Below are 13,711 nucleotides of genomic sequence, written 5' to 3'. Positions count from 1 at the left end.
CCTTCATGCACGCCGACCTCTCCCGCGCCACCTTCCGCCCGGAACGGCACTACTCCGCGGTCCTCGCCCAGCAGGGCCGGGTGCAGCTGGACGCCGACCTCAACGAACAGACCGCGATCCAGCTCCACCAGGCCCGCACCCTCGCCGCCGACCTCATCGGCCGGCACGGCGGACCCGCCGGCGCCTGCGGCTTCCGCATCGAGTACGTGGGCGGCAAGCACGACATCGACACCCTGTACATCCACGGCGGCCGCTACTACGTGGACGGCATCCTGTGCGACGCGGACCGCCCCGCGCCCGGTGTCCCCGTACCGGACGAGGACACCGGACAGTCGCAGACCGCCGAGACGGACGCCCACTGGGACTACTGGAACCAGCCCGACGGCTTCCGCGACCCGGAGCGGCCCGGCGACCGGCTGCCCTCGCCCGACCGGTCGCCCTTCCTCGTCTACCTCCAGGTGTGGGAGCGGGCGGTTTCGGCGGCCGAGGACCCGGCGCTGCGCGAGGTCGCCCTCGGCGCGGCGCTGCCGGACACCGCCGTGCGCACCAAGGTCGTCTGGCAGGTGCTGCCGCTGCCCCTGACCGCGCTGGACATCGGGGACGCCGCACCGTCCCCGGGAACCGTCCGCGCGGCCTTCGAGAAGTGGGCCGAGGCCGAGACGGCGCCCTCCGCCCGGCTCGCCGCCCGCGGCGAACGGCCCGAGCACGCCGACGACGACCCCTGCCTGGTCCGCCCCGACGCCCGCTACCGGGGCCCGGAGAACCAGCTGTACCGGGTGGAGATCCACGCGGGCGGCGAGGCGGCCGACGCCACCTTCAAGTGGTCCCGGGAGAACGGCTCGGTCGTCTTCCCGGTGGACGAACTCGACGGCACATGGGTGCGGTTGGCCACCCTGGGCCTCGACTCCAAGCTCGCTCTGGAGGTCGGCGACCACGTCGAGTTCACCGACACCGCGTACACCTCGCGGCTGGAGGCGCTGCCCCTGCTGCGGGTCGAGGAGCTGGATCTGCCCGGCCGCCGCGTCCGCCTCTCCGCCGAGCCGGACCCGCGGGTGGGTCGTCTGCCGCACCTGCACCCGTTCCTGCGCCGCTGGGACCACCGCGAAGGGCCCCGGCGCAAGGGCCGCACCCACTCCCTGAAGGGCGGCGCCGTGCCGCTCGCCGAGGGGCGCTGGCTGCCGCTGGAGGACGGCGTCGAGGTCTACTTCGCGAAGAACGGCACCTACCGCACCGGCGACCACTGGCTGATCCCCGCCCGCACCGCCACCGGAAGCGTCGAGTGGGACACGGACGCCGCGCGCCGCCCGCTGCTGAAGGCCCCGGCGGGCATCGGCCGGCACCTCGCCCCGCTGGCCCTGGTCACCGGCGAGGGCAGCACCGCCGACCTGCGCCGGGCTTTCGGCGCGCTCGCCACGGACGTCCCCCCGGCCGACCAGGCGGCCCTGGACGCCGAGGCCCGCGCCGCACACGAGGAACGAACCGCTGAGGCCGGCCCCTCCTAGGGCCGCTCCCGGACCACGGCGGCGGCGGGGGCCGCCGCGGAAGGAGACGAGTCATGGCACAGCCGATGAGCGCGGCGAAGTTGCTGGAGGTCCTGCGCGCCGAGGGCCTGACGGTGCACGAGGTGCGCGACTGGCGCCGCCACAACCGCAACACCAAGGGTCCCTGGGGCCCGGTGAACGGCGTGATGATCCACCACACCGTCACCTCGGGCACCGAGAACTCCGTGAACATCTGCTACGACGGCTACGCGGGACTGCCCGGGCCGCTCTGCCACGGGGTCATCGACAAGGAAGGGCACGTCCACCTCGTCGGCAACGGCCGCGCCAACCACGCCGGTCTCGGTGACGGCGACGTGCTGCGGGCGGTGGTGAACGAGACGGGACTGCCGCAGGACAACCAGGCCGACACCGACGGCAACCGGCACTTTTACGGCTTCGAGTGCGTCAACCTGGGCGACGGCAAGGATCCTTGGCCCGAGGCGCAGAAGGAGGCCATCGAGAAGGTGTCCGCCGCGATCTGCCGGTACCACGGGTGGTCGGAGCGCTCCGTCATCGGCCACAAGGAGTGGCAGCCCGGCAAGCAGGACCCGCGGGGCTTCACCATGGACGGCATGCGGCGGCGCATAGCCGACCGGCTCGCGGGCAAGGGCGGCAAGGAGCCGGGCGACCACAAGCCCGGACCCAAGCCCGAGTACGCGCCCTTCCCGGGCGCCGGCTTCTTCCACACGGGGCGGAAGTCCCCCCTGATCACCGCCATGGGCCGCCGCCTCGTCGCCGAGGGCTGCGGTCGCTACGAGAAGGGCCCGGGCCCCGAGTGGACCGAGGCCGACCGCGAGTCCTACGCGGCCTGGCAGCGCAAACTCGGCTACCGCGGCAAGGACGCGGACGGCGTCCCGGGCCGGAGCAGCTGGGCCAGGCTGAAGGTCCCGTCGGACGACTGACCGCCCGGTGAGCGCGGACGCTGGCGGATCCGGCGTCCGCGCTCGCATGTCCGGGCCGTTTCAAGTGATCGACGTGCGCGTCACGGGAGTTCCTCCCGCCCCCACTACTCAGTGATACCGTATAGCGGTACTCGGTATCACGAAGTACCGGCAAGGCTGAGGAGCACCGGCGGTGGAGGACCTGACGGAGATGCTGAAGGGCACGCTCGAAGGGTGCGTGCTCGAAATCATCGGCAGCGAGGAAACCTACGGGTACGCCATCACCCGTCGGCTGAACGAGCTCGGCTTCACCGATGTCGTGGAAGGGACGGTGTACACCATCCTGCTGCGACTGGAGAGGAACGGGCTCGTCCAGGTCACCAAGCGGCCGTCCGGGGTGGGCCCGCCGCGCAAGTTCTACGCGCTCAACGACGCCGGACGCGAAGAACTCGCGAGATTCTGGGCGAAATGGCAGTACGTCTCATCACGCATCGACAGGCTCAGGAAGGGCGGGAGATGAACTTCTGGGAGAAGGCCACAGGCAGCGATCTGACCAGGGAATGGAAGGCGTTCCAAGCCCGGGCCGAGGCCCTCCCCGACGACCACCAGGCGGCGTGGGGACAGATCATCGCCCACCTCTTCCCCTACGGGGACTTCACCGGCCGCAACCTGCTGCCGATCCTCGACGCCGCCCTGGGGCTGCTCGAAGCAGCGGCGGCGGACGGGCAGAGCGTCCACGAGGTGCTCGGTGACGACATCGGGGGCTTCTGCACGGCGTTGGCCGGCGGGGCAGGGGCCCGGACCTACCGCGACCGGTGGCGCGAGCAGTTGAACAGGAACGTCGCGAAGAAATTGAGCCGGCTGGGAGGCTGACGTGAGCATCCAGGACATCATCGAGGGCAAGAAGCAGTGGCGGGCGCACGTGGCCCGGGTCGAGGCCCTCCCGCGGGATTACCGGATCGTCTACAAGGAGATGCAGAAGTACCTGTTGAAGGTCGGGCCGGTCGACCTGCCTGATGGACCCCTGCTCCCCGGGATCGTCACCTTCTTCGAGGAGGGCGTCGCCGCGGGCAAGGGGGTCCTGGAACTCATCGGCACCGATGTCGCCGCGTTCTGTGACGACTTGGTCAAGGAATCTCCCACCTACGCGGACCTCTACCAGCAATCCCTCCACGGAGAACCCGGCGCGGCCGAGAAGTAACCGCTGCCGCGCACCACTTCGGCGTTCTCCGCGTACCCGACCGGTCCTGTCTGCCGCCGCCGTCGCGACGGTTGACCACCGGACGGAGAATCACGCGCCACTCGGCGCTGCACGGCCGCGAACGGCTCGGCCGCCTGGGCAGGCGGCTCACGCACGTGCCGCAGGGCGGGGGAGCCACCCCCCACGACGGTACGTACAGCCCGGTGCGAACACCGCGAACACGTTTCGAACGGCCCCTGCCACCAGGCCCGGGCGTTCGGAACGCGTTCGGAACGGGTTCGAAGCGCCCTCCTGGCGTTGAACCGGCACTCACCCCGCCTCCAGACTCGTCACCGTTCATCCCGCCCGTCTCAACAAGCTCGGAAACCCCGGCACTTCCCTGCTGGAACGGTTCCTCCCCTCCGCCGACGCGGACGCGCTCCGGTGCATTACGCGCTGCAACTCGAGGAGTTACTGGCAGGACTGGTGCTGCGACGACAACGGTAGGAACTGGGGTGTCTGGCCCTCGCGCGGGCCTTTCTGCGCGGCACGCGGGACCTGATGATCCTCGACGAACCCTCGGCTCGACTGGACGCCGAGGCCGAGAGCGAGATCCACGCCTCGATCACCCGGCACCGCCGGGGCCGGACCAGCGTCCTGATCTCTCACCGGATGGGCTCGCTGCGCAACGCCGACGTCATCGTCGTCCTCTCCGGCACGCGCATCGTCGAACGCGGCACCCACGGGCGGCTGCCGGCGGTCGGCGGGGAGTACGCGAGGCTCTTCGCCCTCCAGGCCACGGGCTACCTGCCCGACGCGGCGGGACCGTCCGAGAGAGCGGCGCTGACGGAGGTGACACCGTGACCGGCGGACACAAGCTCTGGGCACCGGTGATGACGCTGGCGCTCGCGGCCTGCGGGGCGACCGCCGTGCGCCGGCTGCTCGTCGTCACCGTGCGCGGGACGAGCATGACGCCCACGCACCACCACGGGGAGCGGTTGCTGGTGCGCCGTACGCGCACGGTGCGCCGGGGGCAGGTCGTGGTGGCGCTGCGGCCCCGGTCACCGGCGGTCTGGCGGGAGGACCGGCACAGTCCGCTGATCGTGAAGAGGGTCGCGGCGGTGCCGGGGGAGCGGGTGCCGCCGGGGCGCGTGGTGCTCCTCGGCGACAACACCGCCGCCAGCGTGGACTCACGCCAGTTGGGCTTCTTCCCGCTGGACGACGTACTCGGGGTGGTGACCCGGTCCCTGCCCCGGCCCGAGGGCGCGCACCGAGGGTGCTGCCGCACCGAGGAGATCCGGCACGACCTGAATCCGCCCGGCGGGGCTCCCGGCCGGGAGGGCCGGGGAGGTGCTGCCTAGAGCCGCGCCATCCCGCTCGGCGCCGGGTACGGGTCGCGGAAGGTGAACGCCTCCGGGCCGGGGCCGTTCTCGCGCAGCATCGCGACCCGCTCCATCGCCTCGGCGACGGAGGGGCGGTGGCCGGCCGGGATCCACCACATGGCCTGGTGCGCCTCGGTCATGCGGCGGAACCACTCCCGGCGGCGGCTCAGCGCACGAAGGTGATCGCCGTTGTACGTGAAGTTCCGGAGGGCTTCGACCGATTCCCAGACCGAGCAGTTGAACAGCAGCAACGCGTCGTTCCCGTCGGGACGGACGCCGGTCGCGTCCATGCCGTCGTCGTCCACCATGCGCCAGACGAACCCGGGGCTCCGGTCGGCAAGCGCGTTGATCTCCGGCTGCAGGGCGACGAAGTCGGCCAACTCGGGGCTGTCCAGCGGGGCGATGATGCGGCCGATGTTGACCTGCGCCAGGTGAGAGTCAGTCATGGGCACAGCATGGCCCGGCCCGACTTCTATAGTCAATGAGATTTCTTTTTAGAAAGCATCACGCAGCAGCCGCCGGAGCACGGATCCATCGCCGGTGACCACTCCTCAGGCGCCAGACCCTCGATGAGTGCCAGGTTCATCCCGCAGATCAGGGCGGGGAACTCCGTAGCCAGCGCGTGGAAGGGGCAGTTGCGCAGCCGCAGCGTCTCCCCCTCCCGGTAGGGCTCGTAGCCGCGGGCCCGCAGCACCGCCTCCATGTCGTCGGTGCACGCGTCCGGATGTGCCGCGCCCGTCGCCCTCGCCGCGGCCTGCAACTCCCGGTCCAGCCCGGCGTTCTCCAGCACCTCGGCGAGCAGCCGGCCGACGGCTTCGTACGACCGCGGCGGTAGGGAGACGGCATGTTCCCCCTCGGCGCGCCGGTACAGCTTCGCCGGCCGTCCCGCACCGGGGCCGGTGCGCCCGGACAGCCGCCGGAACGAGACGGTGAGCAGCCCGGCCTCGACCAGCTTGTCCAGGTGGAAGGCGGCCAGCGAGCGGGAGATCCCGGCCGCTTCCGCGACCGCGTCGCGGCCCACCTCCCCGGGGGAGGCGGCGACGTAGCGGTAGAGGCGGCGGCGCACGGGATCGCCCAGCACGGCCAGCATGTCGAAGGTGGAGTCTTCGTCGGTCACACGCCGACTCTATGACCCGCCATGCCGCTGGACGACGCCTCGGCGGGCTGGTGACAGTGGCCTCGTACGCCCCGCCGGAGGGGGTCGGCTCGGCCACCACACCGGCGTCTTCCGCACCCGTCGCCTCCGGCCCCTCCCCATGCCGCATCCGGCACGGCCATCATGGGAGCGCTCCCGTACTCCTGGCACGCGCAAGTCTCCCGACACCGGAAGGACCGCTCATGCGTACCGCTCCTCATCTGTCCCGGCGGGCACTGCTCACGGCCGCCGCCGCGGGCGTCACCGCGGGCCTCACCACCGCGGCGGCCGCGCCCTCCCGGGCATCCGTCGCCCACCCGGCCCCGCCGTCCCCCGCCTTCGCCGGGTTCCGGACGGTGGGCCGGGTCAAGGAGGCGGCCGACGGCTGGGTGCAGTACGCCTGGCCCGGTATCGTCTTCGAAGGCCGGTTCCGCGGCAGGGGCGTCGGGATCGTGCTCGACGACTCCGCCAACGACTACGACGTCCAGATCGACGGAACGACCGTGCGCACACTGGTGACTCCCGGGCGCACCACGTCCTGGGTCACGGACCTCGCCGACACCGAGCACACCGTGCGGCTCGTCAAGCGGACGGAGTGCCCGTGGGCCGTCGGCCGCTTCGGCGGGTTCGTCGCCGCCCGGGGAGGAAGGATCCTCGCCGCCCCCGCGGCGCGCAGGAGGCAGATCGAGTTCATCGGCGACTCCTACACCGCCGGGTACGGCAACGTCTCGGGCACGCGTGACTGCTCGGCCAACGGGGGAGTCGACCGGAACAGCAACGCCGGCCTGGCCTTCGGCGCCCTCACCGCCCGGAAACTCGACGCCGACTACCAGCAGAACGCGTTCTCCGGCCGCGGCATGGTCCGCAACTACAACGGCGGCGACCCCGGCACCGATTACCGCACCTACTACGACCGGGCCCTGCTGAACGTCGCCGGCGACGTCTGGCACGCACCGCGCGGTTGGCGTCCGCAGCTCGTCGTCATCGGCCTCGGCATCAACGACTTCTCGACCCCGCTCCACCCGGGCGAGCCGTGGGCCACGCAGAGCGAGCTGACCGCCGCCTACGCGCGCGCCTACCACGGCTTCCTGGACAAGTTGCGGGCCCGCTACGGCAGCAGGACGTTCCTGGTGGTCAGCGCCACCGCGGTGGCCGGCACCGCCTTCGCCGACACCGCCCGGGCCATCGTCGAGGACCGCAACGCGCGGGGGGACGACCGGGTGGGCTACTGGTACTACGACGACCCCCGCCTGGACCGGCTCGGCTGCGACTGGCACCCCTCCCTCCGGGACCACGAGATCATCTCCGGTCTGCTCGACCAGTACCTCGCCACCGTGCCGCTGGACTGGTGACCCCCAGGACCGTCCGGGCCGGAGCGGGCCGATGGGCGTCGGCCGATCCCGAATCGTCGGGACAGCACCGCCGGGGCGGCACCGCGCCTCGGCGGCCCCCCTCTGCCGTGCGGCCCCGCTCACCACGCGCGCCACTCCGCCCGGACGGTGCCTGGCCGGCTCACACCATGCCGGTGCGCGGCAGCGGCGGAATGTCACACTCGACGGCTGCCGTCGAGGACGGTCCGGGCAGGGCGAGGTAGCGGCTCCGGGACAAGGGAACCGGTCAGTTCGACTTCAGCCAGTCCTCGTAGCGGGTGGCCGCGAGGTGGGTCGTGTCGTCGCCGATGAGCACCCCGTCGGGCATGCCCGCGAACGGGCTCGCGGTCTCGTCGGTGACGACGGAGCGGCCGTCGGGCTTGGCCGCCAGGGTGATGTCGCCGAGCCGGTCGAGCCGCTCGACCTCGGGACCCGCGATGTCGCGGATGCCGTACGACGGCTCGCCCAGCGCCGCGTCGGCCACGGCGGCGGCGACATCGGCGGAGGCCATCGGGCGCAGCCGTACGGAGGGCAGGTGCACCTCCGTGCCTTCGGTGGTCATGTCCATCACCGGGGCGATGAACTCGAAGAACTGGGTGGCGCGCACGACGCTGTAGGGAACGCCGCTGTTCCGCACGGCTTCCTCCTGGGCGACCTTGGCCCGGTAGTAGCCGTAGTCGGGCACCTGGTCGACGCCGACGATGGAGAGTACGATGTGGTGGCGGACGCCCGCCTCCTGTTCGGCCCGGGTCAGATTCCGCTCCGAGCGGGTGAAGAAGTCCAGCGCCGGCTCCGGATCGAAGGAGGGGGAGTTCGGCACGTCCACGACCACGTCCGCGCCCGTGAGAGCCTGTGCCAGACCCTCACCGGTGAGGGTGTCGACACCCGTGGAGGGAGCGGCCGCCACGGCCTCGTGACCACGGTCGCGCAGCAGCGCGACCACCTGCGAACCGATGAGCCCCGTACCGCCGACGACCACGATCTTCATCACTGTCTCCGTTCGTTGATCCGGTTTCCCGACGGACACCGGCGACACCTCGCCGGGCCCGGTGCGGCAACGCGCACGTCAACAAGACAAGGCAGCGGCCGGTTCTGTGACAGCCGAGGCCGGCGCCCCGGAGTCGGACGGACCGGTCGGTCGCGGTGCGGACCTCCGGTTCAGCGAGTCCTATCCTGCGCCACCTCGCCGTCCCCTGCTACACCGGACTCCGGCTGGGAGGAACCGCTGACGCGGGTGGTGCTGGGCGGCGCCTTGCTGCTCCTCGACGTTCAGAGGGTGCGCCATCCAGGGAGTGCGCCGGCCGGCCTGGACGCCCGCCCCGCGCCGAGTCGTCAGTGGCCCGGGGTGCCGCGGGCCGTCGCGCGGAAGGCCGTCGGTGTGGTGCCCGTGCGCTGCCGGAAGAACGCGGTGAAGTCGCTGGCGTCGGTGAACCCGAGGCGTGTGGCGAGTGCGGTGATGGTCAGCCGGCCGTGGGCGAGTTCCCGTTTGGCTTCCAGTACCACGCGTTCGTCGATGTAGCGTTTGGCCGGCAGACCGGTGGCGGTCTGCGTGGCCCGGGTGAGGGTGCGGCGGCTGTAGCCCAGGGCCGCCGCGTAGTCCTCCACCCGGCGGGTGACCGTGAAGTCGCGTTCCACGGCCGCGTGGAAACGGCGGAACGTCTCGTTCGCGGCCGGTCCGCCGGTCTCGGAGCCGTACGCCCTGGCCAGGCGCACCAGCAGGACCGCCAGCAGATGCCGCAAAACCTGCACATGGGCTTCCAGGGGCAGCTCGGCCATGGCCCGGTACTCGTAACGCAGGTGCTCCAGTGCCCGGCGCAGGCCTTCCGCGTGGGGGGTGTCCGGCTGGAGGGGCGCTTGGGCCGACGCCAGGCCGGCGACCGAGGCGGCGGCCGTCTCGGTGTCCGGGAAACCCGGGGGAAAGGCGATCACCAAGCCTTGGGCCCGGGTGAGATCCGTGCCCCAGCGCTGTACCTGCCCGGGGCGGATCCACAGCCAGGCGCCGCCGGACAGCTCGTAGCGGGTGAAGTCCACCGAGACCGTCAGACGGCTGCCCGGCAGCACGGTGACGATCTGGTGGAAGGCCGGGCGCAGCGACGCGTACGGATCGTTGCCGTGCCGGCGGGCGCGCTCGGCCAGTCCCGCGAGCTCGACCAGCTCCAGCCCCGGCGGGGAACCCGCCGTGCGCCGCAGGGCGAGCTCCCGGATGACCGACCGTCGCGCAACCTGTCCGTTTTTCCCCATGGCGAGTCCCGAGTGTACCGCCGCACCCCGCCACACGGCTCCTAGCGTGAAGGCGTAAGGGCAGCTCAGCGCGGTGTATGCGGGAAGGAAGGCCGGTATGAGACTGGTCGTGGGGATGACCGGGGCCACCGGAGCGGTGTTCGGTGTCCGTTTCCTCCAGGTGCTGGCCCAGCTGCCGGACGTGGAGAGCCATCTGGTCCTCAGCCGGTGGGCGCGTACGACGATCGAGCTGGAGACGGGCCTGTCCGCGAACGAGGTCGGTGACCTGGCCGACGTCGTACACCAGCCGCAGGACCAGGGTGCCGCCATCTCCTCCGGGTCGTTCCGTACCGACGGCATGGTGATCGTGCCGTGCTCGATGAAGACCCTGGCCGCCCTCCGCGCCGGATACGCCGACACCCTGGTCGCCCGCGCCGCCGACGTGATCCTCAAGGAACGCCGCAAGCTCGTCCTCGTCCCGCGCGAGACACCGCTGAGCGAGATCCATCTGGAGAACATGCTCGCGCTCTGCCGGATGGGGGCGCAGCTCGTGCCACCCATGCCCGCCTTCTACAACCATCCGCGGTCGGTGGACGACATCGTCGACCACGTCGTGACCCGGATCCTCGACCAGTTCGACCTGCCCGCCCCCGCCGCCAAGAGGTGGGAGGGCATGCGCGCCGCCCGCCGGCTGCGGCCGGCCTCCTGACGCCGACCCGCCCCACCCACCCTCCCTTTCGGTTCCCACGGAGTACCCATGGCTTATGACGACCTGCGCGGTTTCCTCAGCACGCTGGAGAAGGAAGGCCAGCTGCTGCGCATCACCGAGGAAGTCCTTCCCGAACCCGACCTGGCCGCGGCGGCCAACGCCGCCGGCCGCATCGGCGAAGGCGCACCCGCCCTGTGGTTCGACAACGTCAAGGGCTTCACCGACGCCCGTATCGCCCTGAACGTCCACGGCTCCTGGGCCAACCACGCCCTCGCCCTCGGCCTGCCCAAGCACACCCCGGTCAAGGAGCAGGTGGAGGAGTTCGCCCGGCGCTGGGACGCCTTCCCCGTCGCTCCCGAGCGGCGCGAGGACGCCCCGTGGCGGGAGAACACCCAGGAAGGCGACGACGTCGACCTGTTCTCGGTACTTCCCTTGTTCCGCCTGAACGACGGTGACGGCGGCTTCTACCTCGACAAGGCGGCCGTCGTCTCCCGCGACCCCGACGACCCGGAGCACTTCGGCAAGCAGAACGTCGGGACCTACCGCCTCCAGGTCATCGGCAGGAACCGGCTCGCGATACAGCCCGTGCCCGTGCACGACATCGCGCTGCACCTGCGCACGGCGGAGGAGAGGGGCGAGGACCTCGCCATCGCCATCACCCTCGGCAACGACCCGGTGATGGCGATCGTGGCCGGAATGCCCATGGGATACGACCAGAGCGAGTACGAGATGGCCGGCGCCCTGCGCGGCGCGCCCGCCCCGATCGCCACCGCCCCCCTCACCGGCTTCGACGTCCCCTGGGGCTCCGAGGTCGTCATCGAAGGCGTCATCGAGAGCCGCAAGCGGCAGATCGAGGGCCCCTTCGGCGAGTTCACCGGGCACTACTCCGGCGGCCGCCGCATGCCCGTCGTCCGCATCGACCGCGTGTCCTACCGCACGAACCCGGTCTTCGAGTCCCTCTACCTGGGCATGCCCTGGACCGAGTGCGACTACCTCGTGGGCCCCAACACCTGTGTCCCGCTGCTGAAGCAGCTGCGCGCGGAGTTCCCCGAGGTCCAGGCCGTCAACGCCATGTACACGCACGGGCTGCTGGCCGTGATCTCCACCAGGAAGCGGTACGGCGGCTTCGCCAAGGCCGTGGCCATGCGCGCCATGACGACCCCGCACGGCCTCGGCTACATCACCACGGTCATCGTCGTCGACGAGGACGTGGACCCCTTCGACCTGCCGCAGGTCATGTGGGCGATGTCGTCGAAGGTCAACCCGGCCGACGACGTCGTGGTCCTGCCCAACCTCTCGGTGGTGGAACTGGCACCCGCCGCCCAGCCGGCCGGCCTGACCAGCAAGATGATCATCGACGCCACCACGCCCGTGCACCCCGACACGCGCGGCAACTTCTCCACGCCCACCAAGGACCTCCCCGAGGCCAAGGACTGGGCGGCGAAGCTCCAGCGCCTGCTGTCCGAAGCCCGCGGCTGACACCCGTCCGAGGCACCCAACGGCACCCATCCGGCCTGTACCAAGGCTTGCACCAAGGAAGGCATCCCCATGACCGACTGCTGCCCCCGCTGCGCCCACGAAAGCGTCGGGACCCTGTACTCCTCGCCCGTCCCCGGGGTCTGGGACGTCGTGCAGTGCGGGCGCTGCCTCTACACATGGCGGACCAGTGAGCCGGACCGCCGTATACGGCGCGCGGCTTACCCGCAGGCGTTCCGGCTGACCGCGGAGGACCTGGCGAACGCCGCCGAGGTGCCGGCCGTCCCGCCCCTGCGCCCCGACGCCCCCCGCCCGCAGAGCGGACAGGCTCCTGGCCTGGCGCCGACCGAGGCGGCCGGGCCGCAGTAGACCGTACGCGGGCAGCAGCCACCGGGTCCGTCCGCTGCCCGCGACCCGGTGTTCCGTTCCGACAGCGCCGAGCCGCCGGAACGGAACACCACGCGTCGAGCGCCGTGCCCGCCGCCTGACTCGGCTTCACGAACTTGTCACATACGGTCGGAATGACGGTCACGCGTAGGCCGGTTGCCCCTACATGACCATCGGAGTAGCGCTCTCCCATCTGAACTCGATCGACACCACCGTGCGGCTCGCCCGGGAGGCCCATGAAGCCGGGGTGACGTCCGCCTGGTTCGGGCAGACCTTTTCCTACGACTCCCCGACGCTGGCCGCGGTCGTCGGCCGAGAGGTGCCCGGCCTTAAGGTCGGTACGTCGGCGATACCGGTCTTCGGCCGCCATCCGCTGATCGTCGCCAGTCAGGCGCAGACCGCCCAGGCCGCCACCGGGGGCCGCTACCACCTGGGGCTCGCGCTGGGCACCAAGCACCTCACCGAGACCGGCTTCGGCATCCCGTACGAGCGTCCCATCGCCCGGCTCCGTGAGTTCCTGACCGCTCTGCGCCCCCTGCTGGAGACGGGCAGCGCGGACTTCCACGGCGAACTGCTGACCGCCACCACCCCGCTGCCGGCCGGCGTGCCGGGCGCCGAACCGCCGGTACCCGTCCTGGTCGCCGCCATGGGACCGCAGGCCCTGCGGGTGTCCGGCGCCCTCGCGGACGGCATCCTCCCGCTGCTGGCCGGGCCGCGCGCGCTGGCCGACCACATCGTCCCCGCCGTCACCGCGGCGGCCGAGGCGGCGGGCCGGCCGGCGCCTCGGATCGTGGCCTTCGTGCCCGGCGTGGTCACCTCCGACGTCGAAAAGGTCCAGGAGACGGCGACCGAGACACTCTCCTTCTACGAGAGGTTCCCGTCCTACCAGCGGGTCATCGAACTGTCCGGCGGCACCCGGGCCGCCGATATCGCCGCCATCGGCGACGAGGAGACCGTCGCCGCCGAGGTACGCCGTTACCGCGAGGCCGGAGCGACGGAGGTGGTGTTCACGGCGACCGAACTGGGCGGGGAGGCCGACCAGCGCCGGACGTTCGCGCTGCTGGGCGAACTGGCCGGCGGCTGAGCCACGGGGCGTACTGGGTCACATTTGGCGGTCCCGGACGGTGACCTGGCGTGTGGGTCCGGGTGCGGGGTGTGTGCGGGGCGGTGAAGGACCCCACATGACGCACGTCACCTACGACCGGACACCGTAGCCCCTTTTGCCCGATTCACCCCTTCCCGCACCCCGCCTGACCTGCGGATTGAGACCCACGCCACACACCCGGCATTCCTCTCGGATCCGGCCACCACTAGTAAAGGGGGTCATTGCGGGCACCTTCCGGGGCTGCTTATCTGGATGACGTCGCCAGGCGCCACGAGCCCCGCAGCGGGCCGCGGCGCCGACGCATGCCGGCCACCACCACGTGGCC

General features: G+C 71.6%; 16 protein-coding genes. 12 read left to right on the top strand and 4 right to left on the bottom strand.

Annotated features, from left to right (window positions below; all coding sequences use genetic code 11):
* Positions 1 to 5 precede the first annotated feature (5 nt).
* From IH25_RS37215 to IH25_RS0101965, 7 genes are all read left to right on the top strand, one after another.
* Complete coding sequence (locus IH25_RS37215; protein ID WP_051753626.1) at positions 6 to 1,502, top strand: DUF6519 domain-containing protein; 1,497 nt, start codon at positions 6 to 8, stop codon at positions 1,500 to 1,502.
* A 53-nt stretch (positions 1,503 to 1,555) separates the two neighbouring features.
* A complete protein-coding gene (locus IH25_RS0101990; RefSeq protein ID WP_030601776.1) occupies positions 1,556 to 2,443 on the top strand; it encodes a peptidoglycan-binding protein in 888 nt (295 codons plus the stop codon).
* Between the two features lie 172 nt (positions 2,444 to 2,615).
* A complete protein-coding gene (locus tag IH25_RS0101985) occupies positions 2,616 to 2,942 on the top strand; it encodes a PadR family transcriptional regulator (RefSeq protein WP_030601775.1) in 327 nt (108 codons plus the stop codon).
* The gene (locus IH25_RS0101980; RefSeq protein ID WP_030601773.1) at positions 2,939 to 3,295 is read left to right on the top strand and encodes a DUF1048 domain-containing protein; all 357 of its coding nucleotides are present in this window, start codon (positions 2,939 to 2,941) and stop codon (positions 3,293 to 3,295) included. Before IH25_RS0101985 ends, IH25_RS0101980 begins: the two co-directional genes overlap by 4 nt.
* Position 3,296: 1 nt before the next feature.
* Positions 3,297 to 3,623 (top strand): DUF1048 domain-containing protein, encoded by a 327-nt coding sequence (locus tag IH25_RS0101975; RefSeq protein ID WP_030601772.1) that lies wholly within the window; start codon positions 3,297 to 3,299, stop codon positions 3,621 to 3,623.
* Positions 3,624 to 4,163: 540 nt separating this feature from the next.
* Positions 4,164 to 4,466: a hypothetical protein gene (locus tag IH25_RS0101970; RefSeq protein ID WP_030601771.1), complete on the top strand. Its 303-nt coding sequence runs from the start codon at positions 4,164 to 4,166 to the stop codon at positions 4,464 to 4,466.
* Positions 4,463 to 4,963, top strand: coding sequence for a S26 family signal peptidase (locus IH25_RS0101965; RefSeq protein WP_051753624.1), 501 nt, complete (start codon positions 4,463 to 4,465; stop codon positions 4,961 to 4,963). Before IH25_RS0101970 ends, IH25_RS0101965 begins: the two co-directional genes overlap by 4 nt.
* Here IH25_RS0101965 and IH25_RS0101960 read toward each other — a convergent pair.
* Together IH25_RS0101960 and IH25_RS0101955 are read right to left on the bottom strand one after the other, a co-directional pair.
* A complete protein-coding gene (locus tag IH25_RS0101960; RefSeq protein ID WP_030601767.1) occupies positions 4,960 to 5,430 on the bottom strand; it encodes a DUF3291 domain-containing protein in 471 nt (156 codons plus the stop codon). The genes IH25_RS0101965 and IH25_RS0101960 overlap by 4 nt on opposite strands.
* A 32-nt stretch (positions 5,431 to 5,462) precedes the next feature.
* Positions 5,463 to 6,101, bottom strand: coding sequence for a helix-turn-helix transcriptional regulator (locus IH25_RS0101955; RefSeq protein WP_030601763.1), 639 nt, complete (start codon positions 6,099 to 6,101; stop codon positions 5,463 to 5,465).
* Positions 6,102 to 6,322: 221 nt separating this feature from the next.
* On the opposite strand from IH25_RS0101955, the gene IH25_RS0101950 reads away from it, so the two are divergent.
* Entirely contained in the window at positions 6,323 to 7,471 is a 1,149-nt protein-coding gene (locus tag IH25_RS0101950) for an SGNH/GDSL hydrolase family protein (protein WP_030601759.1), read from the top strand.
* Between the two features lie 265 nt (positions 7,472 to 7,736).
* Here the strand turns inward: IH25_RS0101950 and IH25_RS0101945 are convergent, their stop codons facing one another.
* The gene (locus IH25_RS0101945; protein WP_030601756.1) at positions 7,737 to 8,477 is read right to left on the bottom strand and encodes an SDR family oxidoreductase; all 741 of its coding nucleotides are present in this window, start codon (positions 8,475 to 8,477) and stop codon (positions 7,737 to 7,739) included.
* Positions 8,478 to 8,821: 344 nt separating this feature from the next.
* A complete protein-coding gene (locus IH25_RS0101940; protein ID WP_030601753.1) occupies positions 8,822 to 9,730 on the bottom strand; it encodes a helix-turn-helix domain-containing protein in 909 nt (302 codons plus the stop codon).
* 97 nt (positions 9,731 to 9,827) lie between these two features.
* Between IH25_RS0101940 and IH25_RS0101935 the strand changes: the two genes are divergently transcribed.
* From IH25_RS0101935 to IH25_RS0101920, 4 genes are all read left to right on the top strand, one after another.
* Positions 9,828 to 10,418, top strand: coding sequence for a non-oxidative hydroxyarylic acid decarboxylases subunit B (locus IH25_RS0101935; RefSeq protein WP_030601748.1), 591 nt, complete (start codon positions 9,828 to 9,830; stop codon positions 10,416 to 10,418).
* Between the two features lie 48 nt (positions 10,419 to 10,466).
* The gene (locus tag IH25_RS0101930) at positions 10,467 to 11,897 is read left to right on the top strand and encodes a non-oxidative hydroxyarylic acid decarboxylases subunit C (protein ID WP_030601745.1); all 1,431 of its coding nucleotides are present in this window, start codon (positions 10,467 to 10,469) and stop codon (positions 11,895 to 11,897) included.
* Between the two features lie 69 nt (positions 11,898 to 11,966).
* The gene (locus tag IH25_RS0101925; protein ID WP_051753621.1) at positions 11,967 to 12,263 is read left to right on the top strand and encodes a non-oxidative hydroxyarylic acid decarboxylases subunit D; all 297 of its coding nucleotides are present in this window, start codon (positions 11,967 to 11,969) and stop codon (positions 12,261 to 12,263) included.
* Between the two features lie 184 nt (positions 12,264 to 12,447).
* Positions 12,448 to 13,365, top strand: a complete 918-nt coding sequence (locus tag IH25_RS0101920) for a TIGR03564 family F420-dependent LLM class oxidoreductase (RefSeq protein WP_030601739.1) — start codon at positions 12,448 to 12,450, stop codon at positions 13,363 to 13,365.
* Positions 13,366 to 13,711: the final 346 nt, after the last annotated feature.

Origin of the sequence: Streptomyces achromogenes subsp. achromogenes, assembly GCF_000720835.1 — a bacterium.
Taxonomy (GTDB): Bacteria; Actinomycetota; Actinomycetes; order Streptomycetales; family Streptomycetaceae; genus Streptomyces; species Streptomyces achromogenes.
Note: the sequence above shows the minus strand (reverse complement) of the source record. Positions and strands in the feature narration are given on the sequence as shown.